General features: G+C 56.5%; 12 protein-coding genes. 3 read left to right on the top strand and 9 right to left on the bottom strand.

Annotated elements, in window-relative coordinates; translation table 11 throughout:
* Nucleotides 1–177: 177 nt before the first annotated feature.
* The 8 genes from ETC00_RS11185 to ETC00_RS11150 all read right to left on the bottom strand — a co-directional run bounded on the left by ETC00_RS11185 (nt 178) and on the right by ETC00_RS11150 (nt 8,652).
* Nucleotides 178–1,200: an NADH:flavin oxidoreductase/NADH oxidase gene (locus ETC00_RS11185; protein WP_171566223.1), complete on the bottom strand. Its 1,023-nt coding sequence runs from the start codon at nt 1,198–1,200 to the stop codon at nt 178–180.
* A 256-nt stretch (nt 1,201–1,456) separates the two neighbouring features.
* Nucleotides 1,457–2,053, bottom strand: a complete 597-nt coding sequence (locus tag ETC00_RS11180) for a DUF4309 domain-containing protein (protein ID WP_171566131.1) — start codon at nt 2,051–2,053, stop codon at nt 1,457–1,459.
* Nucleotides 2,054–2,355: 302 nt separating this feature from the next.
* Nucleotides 2,356–2,616 carry an HPr family phosphocarrier protein gene (locus tag ETC00_RS11175; protein WP_171566129.1) on the bottom strand — a complete coding sequence of 87 codons (261 nt, stop codon included), beginning with the start codon at nt 2,614–2,616 and terminating at the stop codon, nt 2,356–2,358.
* Nucleotides 2,617–2,645: 29 nt separating this feature from the next.
* A complete protein-coding gene (locus ETC00_RS11170) occupies nt 2,646–4,562 on the bottom strand; it encodes a PTS fructose transporter subunit IIABC (protein ID WP_171566128.1) in 1,917 nt (638 codons plus the stop codon).
* Between the two features lie 31 nt (nt 4,563–4,593).
* Entirely contained in the window at nt 4,594–5,508 is a 915-nt protein-coding gene (gene pfkB, locus ETC00_RS11165) for a 1-phosphofructokinase (RefSeq protein WP_171566127.1), read from the bottom strand.
* Entirely contained in the window at nt 5,505–6,260 is a 756-nt protein-coding gene (locus tag ETC00_RS11160) for a DeoR/GlpR family DNA-binding transcription regulator (RefSeq protein WP_171566125.1), read from the bottom strand. The genes pfkB and ETC00_RS11160 overlap by 4 nt, the downstream gene beginning before the upstream one ends.
* Nucleotides 6,261–6,480: 220 nt before the next feature.
* Nucleotides 6,481–7,584: a citrate synthase/methylcitrate synthase gene (locus tag ETC00_RS11155; protein WP_171566123.1), complete on the bottom strand. Its 1,104-nt coding sequence runs from the start codon at nt 7,582–7,584 to the stop codon at nt 6,481–6,483.
* Between the two features lie 153 nt (nt 7,585–7,737).
* Complete coding sequence (locus tag ETC00_RS11150) at nt 7,738–8,652, bottom strand: LysR family transcriptional regulator (protein WP_171566122.1); 915 nt, start codon at nt 8,650–8,652, stop codon at nt 7,738–7,740.
* A 269-nt stretch (nt 8,653–8,921) separates the two neighbouring features.
* Here ETC00_RS11150 and ETC00_RS11145 point away from each other — a divergent pair, with 269 nt between their 5' ends.
* The 3 genes from ETC00_RS11145 to ETC00_RS11135 all read left to right on the top strand — a co-directional run bounded on the left by ETC00_RS11145 (nt 8,922) and on the right by ETC00_RS11135 (nt 14,629).
* Nucleotides 8,922–10,577, top strand: a complete 1,656-nt coding sequence (locus ETC00_RS11145; protein WP_171566121.1) for a DUF6583 family protein — start codon at nt 8,922–8,924, stop codon at nt 10,575–10,577.
* A 192-nt stretch (nt 10,578–10,769) separates the two neighbouring features.
* Nucleotides 10,770–13,889: a S8 family serine peptidase gene (locus ETC00_RS20895; protein ID WP_326838943.1), complete on the top strand. Its 3,120-nt coding sequence runs from the start codon at nt 10,770–10,772 to the stop codon at nt 13,887–13,889.
* Between the two features lie 176 nt (nt 13,890–14,065).
* Nucleotides 14,066–14,629 carry a hypothetical protein gene (locus ETC00_RS11135; RefSeq protein ID WP_171566118.1) on the top strand — a complete coding sequence of 188 codons (564 nt, stop codon included), beginning with the start codon at nt 14,066–14,068 and terminating at the stop codon, nt 14,627–14,629.
* A 73-nt stretch (nt 14,630–14,702) separates the two neighbouring features.
* Here the strand turns inward: ETC00_RS11135 and clpP are convergent, their stop codons facing one another.
* On the bottom strand, nt 14,703–15,284 hold the full coding sequence (gene clpP / locus ETC00_RS11130; RefSeq protein WP_171566116.1) for an ATP-dependent Clp endopeptidase proteolytic subunit ClpP: 582 nt from the start codon (nt 15,282–15,284) through the stop codon (nt 14,703–14,705).
* Nucleotides 15,285–15,355: the final 71 nt, after the last annotated feature.

Here is a 15,355-nt window from a genome sequence, read left to right as displayed (position 1 = left end):
AACCTCTAGTGGTCTAGTCGGTTTTACCGCGGCCGTTAAATTCCGATTAAACATATCGGTTTTTGATAATTATACGGTGCCAACTTCTCGGTTGTCAACCGCTTCCATCTTATCACGGCCGCGAAACCGCGCTTGTCATCTGTCCATTACCATTTCCCGCCCGGCAGAACTGCCCGTTTAAAAAGCACGTTCGTACTGTTTGGGCGGAACAACCTCGCCGGAGACGGTACGGATCGCGTGCAGCGCCCAGTACGGGTCGCGCAGCATACCCCGGCCCACCGCCACCAGGTCGGCGTCGCCGTTGCCCAGTGTCGCCTCGGCCAAATGAGGATTGTCCAGATTGCCCACGGCGATCACCGGCACATCCAGCGCTTGCTTGATCGCCCGAGCCATCGGCACCTGATAACCGGGGTGGATGCCAGGCCGTCCCCCTGAACCGATCGGACCTTCGCCTCCGCTGGAGATGTGGAAGATGTCAACGCCCGCTTCCTTGTAGCGGCGGCACAATTCCGTGCTGTACTCCAGGCCGTAGCCGCCTTCCACGTATTCCACCGCAGAGATCCTCATGATCAGCGGCATATCCTCCGGCATTACGCTCTTGACTGCTTTGATCACCTCCACGCCAAACAGCGCGAGGTCCTTGCCGTATTGGTCGTCACGCTTGTTGGTGAGCGGCGAGTGGAACTGGTGAATCAAATAGCCGTGGGCGCCGTGGATTTCGATGGTGTCCATACCGGCTTCGACCGCCCGTCTGGCCGCTTCCCGGAACTTGACGACCATCGCCTGCACTTCTTCCGTGGTGAGAGCGCGGGGCGTCTTGTATTTTTCGCTGAAGGCGATCGCAGACGGCGCGACCGGCACCTCGGCATCCTCCGCCTTGCGACCGGCATGCGCGATCTGCACACCGATTTTCGCTCCGTACTCGTGCACCTTCGACACGATCCGAGCAAACGCCGGGATCTGTTCATCCGACCACAATCCCAGGTCGTAGTCGGAGATGCGGCCGTCCGGTTCGACGTCGGTCATCTCCATGATGATCAAGCCAGCTCCACCGACAGCACGCGAGACGTAGTGGACAAAGTGCCAGTCGTTTGGTTTCCCATCCTTGGCCTCAACCGAGTATTGACACATGGGCGGCATAACCACCCGGTTTTTCAATGCGAGCCCTTTCCATTGAAAAGGGGCAGACAAGAGAGCCATGACTACCACTCCTTCCTTTTTTTTCATCTTCGCAAAAGACCGCCTCATTTTGCAACATCTGGCTGCACTTTGCTACACTTTGCCCCCCTGGACGCCAAACGAGCACCTTTTGCCCAACAACATCCCCAAAAAAGCAAGGAACTCTCCCTATACGGGAGAGTTCCAGTTTGCTGGTCGTCACGAGCGCGAGCGGACACTATCACCCATGCGCCACGGACCTTGTCTGCACGCTGAGCAAGACAGTCGTACAGTCTGTTTATTTTTCCTGAAGCGTTATATATTTGACCGGATTGGTATCAAAAACGACTTTTAGCAAATGGTCATTTCCTGCATACTCCAGAATGAATGTGTCATCACCCGAATCATTCAGCACCTCACGAGAAGGGGTTCCCAGCTTTTCCTTAATATCAAAAGGTTTGCCGGTAAGATTCACGATTTTGGGGTCAGCAAATATAACGATAACTTTGCTATTCTCGCTGAGCTCATCAATGGAATTGGCATAATCCTCAAATCCCAGACTAAAACCATCGTAATACATGGCAAACCCAAATTCATCATTTCCAGTGCGAGCCGGTTTTCCCAACTTCTCGATTACTTCCTTTTTCGTTGCTCCGAGTCCAATTGACACACCATGTAATTGTCCATTTTTCGCCTTCTCTAACACGTCAGATGTAACAGGATTCGTTGAATGGCCCGCCACTGTTTCAGAATCCAGCTTCTTTGCAGTGTCAGATTTTTCAGAATGAACGGGGCCCCCGTCTGCTGTTTCAGAACTTGTCGAACACCCGATTAACACCATTGAACAAAGAAGCCCCACACAAAAAAGCGTGCGATACATTCTACGCAATGACATCACCTTGTCCTCTCAATAAAATTTCCATTTTTACTCCATATTGGAAATTATATAACTGAAATGGGGTTCATTAAAAGGATTGGGGAAGTTACAATGCAAGCGATGCTTGTTTATGCCTGCGTAAGCCTCAAAAACTAGCGAACCGGCTGTGGAGAAACGAGGGGGAAAAGGGCTTCGTGCTGTTACAAGCCGCTTCTTTTATTGCGCATATACGTCAAAACTCCCTCTTTGCGCTTGCAGAAGAGGGAGTTTTTTGGCGGTCTGAGGAACCCTCCCCATCCGGAGAGTCCCATGTGCGTTTTCTATTCGTGCACCATTTTGAGGATTTTGCCCAGTTCCTCCATGGCCGCCTGTTCCTGTTCGCCGCTTACTTCCAGCGTGATTTCGTCGCCTTTGGCCAAGCCCAGGGTCATCACTCCCATAATGCTTTTGCCGTTCACTTTTTTCGTGCCTTTGATGAGGTTGATCTCGCAGTTAAACGATGTCGCCTTTTGCACAAACAGCGAAGCGGGACGTGCGTGCATCCCTGTCGGGTTTTGAATGACGAATGTTTTGGTCAGCATGTTTCATCCACTCCTTGTTTTTTCTGTGTTTACTCTGTTCCTTCTTTTGCTGCTCGCTTGAGCAGATTGATCATCAGTGCCGTCACGACCGTACCGGCCAGAATCGAAACCAGGTACAGGACAGCGTTGCCCACGACCGGCAGAACAAACACCCCTCCGTGCGGCGCAGGCAGCGTACAACCAAAGAGCATCGACAGACCGCCCGCAACTGCGGAGCCCACCATGATCGAAGGAATGACGCGCGTCGGATCAGCCGCGGCAAACGGAATGGCCCCTTCGGTAATAAATGACGCACCCAGTACCCAGGCGGTTTTGCCTGCCTGCCGTTCCTCATCCGTAAACTTCTTCTTGAACAGCAGCGTTGCCAGCGCCAGGCCCAACGGCGGGGTCATCCCTGCCGCCATGATCGCCGCGTGAGGAGCGTAGTTTCCTTCGGCAATCATCGCGATCCCGAACGTAAAGGCCGCTTTGTTCACCGGACCGCCCATATCGAACGCCATCATGGCCCCAAGCACCATGCCCAGGAGTACGGCGTTGCCCTGGTTCATGTTTTTCAGCCAGTCACCCAGCGCCGCGTTGGCGGCCGCTACCGGCTCTGACACCACGTACATCATAACAAATCCGGTAATCAAAATCCCGAACAGCGGGTAGAGCAGCATCGGCTTGATGCCTTCCAGGGACTGCGGCAGTCCGGCAAACAGCTTTTTCAATCCGGCTACCGTGTAGCCAGCCAGAAACCCGGCAATGAGCCCGCCCAGGAATCCGGCGCCGGACGAAGCCGCCAGCATCCCGCCGACCATGCCGGGCGCAAAAGCCGGGCGGTCGGCAATGCTCTTGGCAATAAACCCGGCCAGCACGGGGATCATCAGGCCAAAGGCTGTGCCACCGCCGATATCCATCAGCGCCTTGGCCAGCGGGTGGAAAGACGGGTCGTTTGGATCGGACGCCTTAATCCCGAACATGAAGCTAAGCGCGATGATAATGCCGCCGCCCACGACAAACGGCAGCATGTTGGATACCCCGTTCATCAGATGCTTGTACACAGCGGGCTGCTTCTGTTTGTTTTCGGCCTTCGCCTGATCAATCTTTTCCTTGTAACCGACCTTCGCTTCGCCGCTGTAAACGTACCCGTCCCGGTTCACCGCGCGTTTCAACAGCGTTTCCGCATTGCGAATGCCTTCCGCCACCGGCACCTCGATCACCACTTTGCCGGCAAAGCGCTCCATGTCCACCTGTTTGTCAGCGGCCACAATGACGGCTGCCGCTTCGGCGATGTCTTCCTCCGTCAGCCTGTTTTTCACGCCGCCGGAGCCGTTTGTCTCCACCTTGAGGGAAATGCCCAGCTCGTCGGCTTTCTTCTTCAACGCATCGGCGGCCATGTAGGTGTGGGCGATTCCGGTTGGGCACGCGGTTACGGCGACAATTTTCACTCCGCCGCCGGATTGTGCGTCGGAAACGCTTTCACTTTCACCGTGAATGTCCTGCTCTTTCCGGCAGATGATGTCCACGACCTGCTGTTTGGTTTCCGCCTGCATCAACTGCTGCCGGAACGATTCGTCCATCAGCATCTGGGAGAGCAGCGCCAGCGTCTCCAAATGCGCCTGGTTGGCATCCTCCGTCGCCGCGATCATGAAGAACAGATGCGCTTTTTGCTTGTCGAGCGAGTCAAAATCGATCCCTTCTTTGGACAATCCAAAAGCGATGCTGGGCGTTTTGACCGCTGCCGTTTTGGCGTGCGGGATGGCGATCCCGTCCCCGATCCCGGTCGAACCCAGTGCCTCGCGGGCCAGAATCGCCTGTTTCATCTCTTCCCGACTGTGCAGACGACCGGCTTCATCCAGCGTGGCGATCAGTTCGTCCAGCACTTCCTCTTTTGTCTTCGCTGCCAGGTGAAGCACAATCGTGTCGGCCTTCAGCAAATCGGCAATGCGAATGTGATGCTGCATGGTATTGCCCCCTTTTTTTATTGCCCTGTGTTTATTCCACTGTGATCACGCTGATCTCGGGTAAATACGTGCGGATTGTTTCATGCGTACAAAACCCTTCCGACAGTGCGGTCGTGGTCCCCGCCGCAACAGCGAAGCGAAACGCCTCTTCCGCACGCCACCCTTTTGTATGCGCATACAGGAAACCGGCAACCATGGAGTCTCCCGCCCCGATCGAATTGACCGGTTTTCGCTTGGGAATCCGCGCGGCGAATGCCACTTCACGGTTGACGAATACGGCACCCTGCTCGGCCATGGAGACAATCACGTTTTGCGCACCCAGTTCCAGCGCCTTTCGCCCGCAGGCGATCGCCTCGTCGTGCGTGGTGATCTCCACCCCGAACAGTTCCCCCAACTCGTGATGGTTGGGCTTGATCAAAAACGGTTGTTCCGACAATCCGCTTTTCAGCGCTTCTCCCTTCGCGTCCAAAAACACGCGGACACCTTTGCCCTGAAGCCGTTTCATGATCGTCGGATAGATGTCGAGCGGCAAGCTCTTCGGCACGCTTCCCGCCAGCACCAGGTAGTCGTCCGGCCCCAACAGGTCGATCTGCGCAAACAGCTGCTGAAGCGCTTCCGCCGGGATTTCCGGGGAGACGCCGCTGATGTCAGTCTCGGTGTCGGCCTTGATCTTGATGTTGATTCGAGAATCCTGTTCGATGGAAAGAAACTGATGCGCAATGCCGGCCCGCTCGACTTGCTGCCGGATAAACGCGCCCGTAAATCCGCCGACAAATCCCAGGGCCGTGCTGTCCACTCCCAACAGCCGCAGGACTTTGGAGACGTTGATGCCTTTTCCCCCCGCATCCTTCCACTCTTTGTGCGCTTCGTGTATGGTCCCTTTGTCCAAGGCAGGAACCCATACATGGTAGTCAATAGAAGGATTCAAGGTTACTGTGTAAATCATGCTTTCACCACTTTGAGATTTGTTAATCGACTGTACGCCTGCTGCTCTTCTTGCGACAAGCCGTCGTCGGTAATCACCGTCACCTCGCGCAAGTCGGCCACTTTGGCAAACGTGACGCGGGAGAACTTGTCGGAGTCGCACAGCACGAACCGCTCGTCGGAAAATTGCAGGGCCAACTGCTTCACGTACGCTTCGTCAGGGTCCGGCGTGGTCAAGCCGTGGTGCTTGTCGACCCCGTTCATGCCCAGGAAGCATTTGTCGAAGCGGTACTGGCTGATGGTTTTGAGGGCATCGCGTCCCACCAGCGACAATGTTGCCGCTTTCAATTCACCGCCAATTAAAATTGTCTTGATGTTCCGCTTGCTGAGCTGCAGGGCCATGTCGGGACTGTTGGTCACCACGACGATGTTGTCGTAGGGAAGGAACGGCAGCATCTGGTACGTGGTCGTGCCGGCATCGATGAAAATCGAGTCCCGTTCCTGCACCAGACTGGCAGCATACCGGGCGATTGCCGTTTTCTCCTTCTCGCGTTTGACCGCTTTTTCCAAAACCGTAGGCTCTTCAATCTTGTTCTGCAAGGAAGACGCCCCGCCGTGAACGCGCTTGAGCAGCCGCTGTTCTTCCAATTCGCTCAGGTCGCGCCGGATGGTCGACTCGGATGCCCCTGTCGCTTCCACCAGCTCGTGGATGCGGACAACATCCTTTTCTTTGAGCAGGGACAAGATGATGTGATGACGTTCAGGCGTTAGCAATTGCACCCTCCTTTCCGGAACGGGAAAAATACATGTTGAATCGTACCGTCATTATACCCCACTTTTCCGTCATAAACAACCACAAACGATCATTAACAATCATTTTTCGTTCAAAAACGATCAATCGAAACATTGAGCGGCTGCCCAAAATGAAAGGAGCAGCCCCCCACAGGGCTGCTCCCGTCAAAAGCGCAAACTGTATCAACAGCCGGGCCCGATGTTATTTCGGCATCGGACCGGTGTAATTCGACTGCGGACGAATGATTCGATTGTTTTTGGCCTGCTCCAGAATGTGAGCGCTCCAGCCGACGACACGGCTGACGGCAAAGGTCGGCGTGAACAGGGTATCGTCCAGGCCCACTGCCCGCATGACTGCAGCGGCGAAAAACTCCACGTTGGTGTTCAGCTTGCGGCCCGGCTTGTATTCCTCCAGCAGCTTCAACCCTACCTGTTCCACGTGCGTCGCCAGGTCAAACCACGGGTCGTCGCCAGAGAGCTGCGACGCCACGACGCGCAGCGCGGTCGCGCGCGGATCGACGGTCTTGTACACGCGGTGGCCGAAGCCCATCAGGCGTTCTCCCTTTTCCAGCTTGGCGCGCATCCACGGTTCGGCGTTTTCCTTGGTGCCGATCGCTTCGATCATCTCGGTCACTTCGGACGGTGCGCCGCCGTGCAGCGGTCCTTTCAGCGCGCCGATGGCGGCCGTGATCGACGAAATCAGGTCGGACTGGGTGGAGCTGACAACGCGTCCCGAGAACGTGGAGGCGTTCATGCCGTGCTCCTGCGTCAGAATCAGGTAGGCGTCCAGTGCTCGCACATGAGCCGGGTTGGGCTCCTGTCCTTTCAGCATGTACAGGTAGTTGGCCGTGTGATCCAGAGCGGGATTGGGTTCCAGCGGCTCGCGGCCGTTGAGGCGGGCGTAGCGGTACGCCACGATTGTCGGCATCTTCGCCGTCAGGGAAATGACCTGGTCCAGCGTCGGCGGCCAGCTGTAATCGGCGCTGCCCAGTGCGGATACGCCGGTGCGCAGCACGCTCATCATGTCCACCTCGGCCGGGATCAGGTCGAGAATGCGCTTGACGTGGTCCGGCAGTTCCCGGTTTTCCTTCAGTTTGCCCTTCAGCTCGGCCAACTCCTGTTCGTTGGGCAGATGGCCGTACCACAGCAGATGGGCCACTTCCTCAAACGTATGGGTGATCGCCAGGTCGCGCGCCCAATGGCCGCGGTAGACGAGCAGGCCATTAAGGCCGTCCACCAGGCTGAGGTCGGTTTCAGCGACCGCAATGCCTTCCAACCCAATGGCTAATGTATGCTGTTGACTCATCCACACCACTCCTTCTTCTCCAGTCTGTTCGTGTCCATTCTCTTTGTAATCAGTATATCGATACAAAAACGATAAGGGAAATAGAATAATCCAGGTATATCAATTAAAAACCGTAATCAATTTCACTCCCCGGCAGGTCGTTGATTTGTCCCTTCACGCCCGGCCCGCCCCGTGCACCTCTGGCAGCGGCGGATACAAGGCGGCCAGGATGTCGACAAAGCGCTGGACCGGTTCGCTTCCTTTTCTCTTCGGCAGCACCAGGTAGGTCGCCACCTTCGGAATGGTCAGGCCTGGCGTGGGCAGTTCCATAAAACGGTTTTCAAACAACTCCCTGCTGATGGCCGAGCGGGGCAGAAAAGAGACGCCCAACCCTTCCTCAATAAACGCCTTGGTAATGTCCACCTGGGAAACAGCCATCGTCCTCAGCGACAGTCCGCGCTGCCTCAGCAACAGCAGCAGATCGTCCCAGTAGCCGGGGTGATTGTGCGTCAGCAGCCGTTTGGTTTGCAGTTCCTGCTCCCAGTCGGGCAGCGGGGCCTCCATATCTCCGCCGCTGTGGGGAACGGCAAACACGACCGGATCTTCGTACAGCCTGTATGTATGCAGCGTAAGTTCGCCCGGGACCATTCGCGTCAGCCCGAGATCGGCCTGCCCGCTCTGCACCATGGGACCGATCTCCACGGAGTCAGCGATTTTAATGGAGAGGTCCACGTCCGGATACAGCTTGGTATAGCGGTGAATCAAATGGGACAACCGCGTGCGGGCAATAATCGGAGAAACCGCAATCTGCAGCTTCTCCCGGTACCCCTGCCGCCACGCCAGAAGGTCCTCCAGGCCGTGGTGCCATTGTTCCAGAAGCGCTTTGGCATGCGGCAGAAACCGCTTCCCGGCCGGTGTCAGCCGGACGCGTTTGCCCACCCGCTCAAACAGATTGATTCCCAATTCCCGCTCCAACGTCCGGATGTGCTGACTGACTGTCGGCTGGGCGATATACAACGCTTCAGCCGCCTGGTGAAAATTCTCCGTGGCAGCCGCCATGACAAATGTTTGCAGCACCCGAATATCCACGGCGCTCCCTCCTTCATGATAACCATGCGTTATATCATTCTGCCCAATCGGCAGTACGTCCTGTTTTCCCGCTGCAGGTACGCCAGCTGCCCAATCCGAAACATGGTTGTTCCTCCTCATATTCCCTGTATGATTTTCCTTTTATTAATAAATTTTTTCAAAAATATGGGCATTATTTCCACTTGCTTGTGGTACAATACGGTGTCGGGGGAAAAATCCTATCCACAGCGCCCCATATAGTGAAGAGAAACCATACAAGGAGGAACATTATGGAAACCACTACAAACGTGATTCCGCCGCGCAAACGCTTCAAGAAGACTCTGCTCGTGATCGGGGCGGCCGGGATCGCGGTGCTGGGCGGACTGGGCACAGCGTACGCCAAGCTGGATTTGTTCAAAAGCGCCAAAACGGTCTATCTGGAGGCGGAGGCAAACAACTTTGCCCAGTTGTCCGACGATATTTCCCAATCTTTTAACGAATACGAAGAGTACATCAAGCCGTACCTGGAAAAACCGGTTCACTCCACGACCGAACTGAGTCAAATCACCGTCGACGGCACTCCTCCCAACCCGCAGGCCGAAAAAATCCTGGACCTCTTGAAAAGCGCCAAACTGGTAATCCAGTCCAACGTGGACGAGTCCAAGCGGCAGCAGTCCGGCGGTGTGGAGGTGCATCTGAAAGACCGCAAGCTCCTTACGCTGGACTATTTCATCGATGACACCAAAATAGGCTTCCGGCTCCCGGACTTTTACCCCAAATACGGTTACGTGGACCTGAAAGACCGCGACACGATCAAGGAGCGATTTGGCGAAGAGCTGCCCAAGCGCCTGATCACGCCCCGCGACCTGTACGAGGCAGTGAAAGTCCCCCGCGATGAAGTGGCCGACGTGATCAAGCCGTATGCGCTCCTGTACGCGGAAAGCCTGAAAGACAGCCAGGTGACGATGAACAAGAACGCCTCCTTCTCCGAGGAAGGCTACCAGACGAGCGTCCGCGAGGTGACCGTCACCTTCACCGACGAGGAAGCAAAAGCACTTATGACGAAAATAGCGGAAAAGGCCAAATCCGACGACAAGCTGTTCGACCTGGTCTATGGCCGCTACCACAACGTCGCCTCGCTGCTGAAAGACAGCGGGTATCAGGACGTGGAGGAACTGTCCAAAGAGGAGTTCAAGAAAGAATACGTCAAGGTGTTTGACGACATGTTGGCCGATTTGAAAAGGACCACTGGCACGAACGACCAGCTCAAAATGGTGATGCTCATCAACAGCGACGATGAAATCCTCTCCCGCAAGCTGATGATCACCGGCAAACAGGGCAAGGAAGAGCAAAACCTCTGGCAAAGCGTCGCCTTTGCCAACGGAGCCGACAAGTACCGCCGCTACTCCCTGTATGTCGACGACCACGGCGAAAAAGGCGAGATGACGTTCCGCTACAAAGGCACCACGCACAGCGACAAAACGACCGGCACCATCGGCGTCCTGGTAAACGTCGAACGGGAAGCGAAACTGGATCTGTCCACCACGTTCGAAATCAGCAAGCAGGACAAAAAAGAGACGGGCACCTACGACTTCACGCTGAACCTGAAGAGCGAGGATCATCCGGAAGACATTGCCCTCTCCGGCCGCTTCTCGACGACAAAAACCGACAGCGGACGCGATTCCGAAGGCACGATCAAGCTGAATTTCGACAATGCAGCGCCCGACATGCCGAAGGGCATCAGCCTGAACGTAAAAGTGAAGGAAGCGTTTGGAAAGCCGCTCAACATTCCGGCCATGACCCCGGAAAATGCCGTCAACATCGCAACAGTGACCGACGAAGAAATCATGTCCATCCAGCAGGAAGCGGGCACGGCCGCGCAGTCCCTCATGATGAAGCACCAGGATTTGTTCCAGGAATTGATGCCGGCCATGCTGATGCCATGACGCTTGGATGCGAGTCCCCCTTTCCCCGCGGAAGGGGGATGTTTTTTTGTCTCTGTCCCCCTGTAAAAATAGGAAAATTTTTATCGAAATATGGCGAAAAAAAAGAATTTTTTTAACAAGGAAATCTCTTCCACAATACCGAAAACCAATAGCGACTTTATGAATTTTTATTTTTTGGTAGGAGGAGAAAGTGTGAAAAAAACGAGCAAAACCGTTGCCTCGCTCTCTCTCGCAGCTGTCCTGCTGCTCACGTCCCTGCCGTACAACGTGTACGCCTCAGAGAAGCTGAGCAGACAGGAACTGTCCAAGCTGAACAGCGTCACCAACGCAGTCGTCACCGAAGGGACCCGGACAGCCAAAATCTCTCCCCGTCTCAACACGAAATCCGACAAAAAGGTGAGCGTCATCGTCCAGTTCAAATCGGAACCGGCGGCCGTATCGCAGGAATACCGCCGCGGCTCCCGCTCGACCAGTTCACAGGAGAGCCGGGTCGCACGGGAACAGTCTTCTTTCCTGAAAGAAGCGCGAAAAAAGAACATCGACCTTGATGTAGAGCGCCAGTTTTCCCTCGTATTCAACGGCATGGAGCTGACCCTGCCGGCCAACCAGATTCCCAAGCTGGCTGAACTGCCCCAGGTCCAGGCTGTCTATGAAAACACCACCTACTCCGTCCCCGATGTGGAAACGGCCGATAGCGGTTCGTACAAATACGACATCGCTCCGCTGAAGCAGATCGGTGTCCTCGACATGTGGAAAGAGGGGCTGGACGGCAGAGGATTGAAGGTCGGGGTGATCGACACCGGTGTCGACTACCTGCATCCAGACCTGAAGGATGCCTACAAAGGCGGCTACGATTCGTTTGACAACGACAAGGACCCCTACGAGGAAGCGCCCATCTCCCCGGATGACGACCGCAGGGGAACGGGATACGAAGGCTCTTCCCACGGCACGCACGTCGCCGGCACCATCGTCGGCCGGGCCAAAAACAAGGATTCCGACGTACAGGTAAAAGGGGTTGCCTACGCAGCCGACCTCTATGTGTACCGCGTATTGGGCCGTGACGGCGGCAGTTCCGCGCAGGTAATCGACGGCATCGAAAAAGCAGTGAGAGACGGCATGGACGTCATCAACCTGTCGCTCGGCGCCGCCATGGAAAAGAACGCCGACTCCCCCGATTCGATCGCGGTGAACAACGCCATGCGGGCAGGCGTGATCACCGTCATCGCCAACGGCAACTCGGCACAAGACGAGCCGGGCCGCTACTACTATACGGCTGGTTCGCCGGCCGGAGCCAAACTGCCCATCACGGTAGGCGCAGTGACACCGCCAAGCGTGCTGTACGACGCCTCTGCCACGTCGTCTTTTGGCGACACCTACAACTTCCACGTGATGGCATGGCAGATTAATCAAAACAACTTCCGTGATCTGATCGGCACCGATCCGCTGCCGGTCGTGTACGCCAACCTGGGTTCCGCTCAGGACTTTGCCAATGTAGACGTAAAGGGCAAGGTAGCGCTTGTCTCCCGCGGCACGCTTGCGTTTACGGACAAGATTCTCAACGCCAAGAAAGCCGGCGCAGCCGCCATCGTCATCTTCAACGGCAACGACAAGGACGGCGACGGACTGGCCGACCTGGATCTCCCGCCCCAGGAACGCGGGGATTACATCGACACCATCCTGGGCGATCAAATAGAGGGGATTCCCACCTTTGACATGAGAGGGGTGGAAGGCCGAGCGCTGGCCAAGGAACTGCTGAGCGATCCGGAAAAGGCCCAGACCCTGACGTTTACCTTCTCCGGCGACTACCCGACCACCAACGATCCCGGCGACAAGGTGGCCGGATTCAGTTCGCGCGGTCCGGTCATGGGCGACAACTACGCCATCAAGCCGGACGTCACCGCTCCTGGCGTCTCCATCCTCTCCAGCGTACCCGCCTGGGGCAAGCTGATTGAAGGCGCCCAGTACGACAAGGCGTACGCCCGCTTCAACGGCACCAGCATGGCGACGCCGCACGTGGCCGGCCTGGCGCTGCTGTTGAAGCAGGCCCATCCGGAGTGGACCCCGTTTGAGGTCAAAGCAGCGCTCGCCAATACGGCGGAACGCCTCTACGACGAGGAGGGCACCCTGTATGATGTTTACTCCCAGGGAGCCGGGCGCGTTAACGGTCTGGCTGCAATGAAGACCCCGGCCGTGCTGCAAGTCGTGGAGCCGGTGACCATCCTCAACGAAGACTATGAGCCGGAGACGATCAACAATTACACCGCCAATACCAGCTTTGGCCTGATGAAACCGGGCAGCGCACCGGTCACCAAGACCCTGCAGCTGAAAAACACGTCAAGAGTGGACGTCACCTACGATGCCGAAGTGATCATGCACACCGCCGTTACCACCGACCCGTGGCATCCGAAAGAAACACCTGACGTCCGCGACATCAAGGTGAAGCTGTCGAGCGATACGATTTCCGCCAAAGCGAAGAAACGGACCAAGTTTACGCTCAGCCTCGCACCCGACAAAGACGCCGAGGAAGGCGTGTACGAAGGGGAAGTGGTGCTGAGGAGCAGGGACGAGAGGTACCCGGACCTGCATGTGCCGTTCGTCGTCCACGTCGGCGAAAAACCGGAGGACACCCACTTCGGTCTGGCCGACATGAAACTCTCCAGCTCCATCCTCTCTCCCGACGGGGACGGCAAGGATGACACCATTACCGTAGAGGCAGAGCTCCAGGCGACCGGAGTCAACCTGATCGAACTGGAGGCGTGGAGCCTGGACGACACGTACATCGGTACGATGGCTGTCCGCTTCAACGACTTCGAACCATTTGAACCGGGGCCGTTTACCATCTCCAACATTGACGGCACGTACGTCACCGGTTCGCTGGTGCCGAGGATGCTGCCGCCTGGCAAGTACAAGCTGCGCCTCGTCGCCTACGTCATCGATCCGGAAACCGGACAAGTGCTGGACATCTACGAGCTGTGGAAAGCCCTGCGGGTAAAAGAGCCGGTGTTCGACGAGTTTGCAGCGTCAGAGGCGCGCAGCAGCCTGAAAGAGACCGCAGCTGCGTTCCAGGCGGACATCGTCAACACGGAGACGATCGGGGAAGCAGTCCTGGCGCTGCCGACTGAATCCGAGGACGTCACCTACGCAGTCACCAAAAGCTCCAAGCCAGAGCTGATTGATAACGATGGCATTCTCGTGGCCCTTCCGGAAACGGACAGCGAAACGGTCACGCTCTACATCACCATTTCCTCCAAAGAAAATCCGGACGAGCAGGAAACGGTGAAGGTCAAAGTCACATTGAAGGGGCAGGAGTAATCCCCTGCCTTCCACGTCCATAAGCAAACAGGGACAGCCCTTTCTCCCACGGGAGGAAGAGGCGGTCCCTGTTTTCATTTTCACATGCCGCGCTTGATTGTATTCCCATGACAGGGCAAACCCGGTACAATAGGAACGTATGTTTCGCTGAATCCATCAACAGGGAGAGGTCGTTCATGTTTCTGCTGCCGCAAGACACTACATCCATGATCCTGCTGTTGATCGCACTCGGCTTGATCGTCTTCTCCGTCCGCGCCATGCTGCGCGCCATGTACAAAAAGGCGAAACGGGCGCTCTCAAAACGGTATTTCGCCGGCCTGATCAGCGGAAAAGCGCTGCTGATCGGGACGCTCTTGCTCGGGGGCGGAGATGACGTGCAGACCCTGCTGCGTCACACCCCGTCTCCCTTCCAGCAATTCATGCTCGCTTCCGATTTTGACCTGGACGTAAAGGATAACCGCATTCTCTTTTCCAAAGACAAGGCGATCTCGGGGTATGTTCAGTTTGAAGAGCAGCGCGCCACCGTGTTTTTGACCGCCGAGATCAGCTATCCCCAAAGCGTGCAGACCGTCTGCGAGGCCGTGAATGCATTCGCCCCGTCCGCCCAAGCGGTCTCGGCCATCCAGGAGCTGATCCGGCAAAAGGTAAACCGCCGGATTCCCCTCCCGAACGGATACGTGGAAGTGAACGGAAGCAACGTGAAAGTGCAGCTGGATCGCCCTCTCGCGACACCCCTCTGATCCGGGCCGCAGTGCTCCCATTCCCTCCAGCGTTCCGCCCAACACCAGCAGGTTTATTCCGGTTCCCCCTCCGTTACAGCCGTTCGATGACCTTGTCGATCAGGCCGTACGCCTTGGCCTCTTCGGCAGACAGGAAAAAGTCGCGGTCTGCGTCGCGCTCGATCTTTTCCAGCGGCTGTCCGGTGCGTTCGGAAATGATGCGGTACAGCATGCGGCGCTGCTGCAAAATGCGCTCCGCCTGGATCTTGATGTCGCTCGCCTGCCCCTGGCTGCCGCCCCACGGCTGGTGAATCATCATCTCCGCGTTGGGCAGGGCGTAGCGTTTGCCCGGGGCACCGGCCACCAGCAGCACAGCGCCCATGGACGCGGCCAGACCGACGCAGATGGTGGAAACGTCCGGCTTGATGAACTGCATCGTGTCGAAGATGGCCATCCCGGCCGTGACCGAACCGCCCGGAGAGTTGATGTAGAGGTGGATGTCCTTGTCCGGGTCCTCCGCTGCGAGAAACAGCAACTGGGCGACGACGGTGTTCGCCACTTGATCGTCAATGGCGCTGCCGAGAAAAACAATCCGGTCTTTCAACAGGCGGGAGTAAATGTCATACGATCTCTCTCCGTAATTCGTCTGTTCCACGACAACCGGTACGAGATTCATCAGAATGCCCCCTTTACGGACTTGAATGGATGGCGATGGGCTGCGGCGACAGACGGCAGATGCACTTTCCC

The organism is Brevibacillus sp. MCWH (assembly GCF_013096935.1).
GTDB classification, from domain to species: Bacteria; Bacillota; Bacilli; order Brevibacillales; family Brevibacillaceae; genus Brevibacillus; species Brevibacillus aydinogluensis.
Note: the sequence above shows the minus strand (reverse complement) of the source record. Positions and strands in the feature narration are given on the sequence as shown.

Bases quoted from the DNA above. Each gene is read 5' to 3' on its own strand.
- ETC00_RS11185 (WP_171566223.1), bottom strand. From the start codon at position 1,200: ATGGCTCTCTTGTCTGCCCCTTTTCAATGGAAAGGGCTCGCATTGAAA.
- ETC00_RS11180 (WP_171566131.1), bottom strand. From the start codon at position 2,053: ATGTCATTGCGTAGAATGTATCGCACGCTTTTTTGTGTGGGGCTTCTT.
- ETC00_RS11175 (WP_171566129.1), bottom strand. From the start codon at position 2,616: ATGCTGACCAAAACATTCGTCATTCAAAACCCGACAGGGATGCACGCA.
- ETC00_RS11170 (WP_171566128.1), bottom strand. From the start codon at position 4,562: ATGCAGCATCACATTCGCATTGCCGATTTGCTGAAGGCCGACACGATT.
- pfkB (WP_171566127.1), bottom strand. From the start codon at position 5,508: ATGATTTACACAGTAACCTTGAATCCTTCTATTGACTACCATGTATGG.
- ETC00_RS11155 (WP_171566123.1), bottom strand. From the start codon at position 7,584: ATGAGTCAACAGCATACATTAGCCATTGGGTTGGAAGGCATTGCGGTC.
- ETC00_RS11145 (WP_171566121.1), top strand. From the start codon at position 8,922: ATGGAAACCACTACAAACGTGATTCCGCCGCGCAAACGCTTCAAGAAG.
- ETC00_RS11135 (WP_171566118.1), top strand. From the start codon at position 14,066: ATGTTTCTGCTGCCGCAAGACACTACATCCATGATCCTGCTGTTGATC.
- clpP (WP_171566116.1), bottom strand. From the start codon at position 15,284: ATGAATCTCGTACCGGTTGTCGTGGAACAGACGAATTACGGAGAGAGA.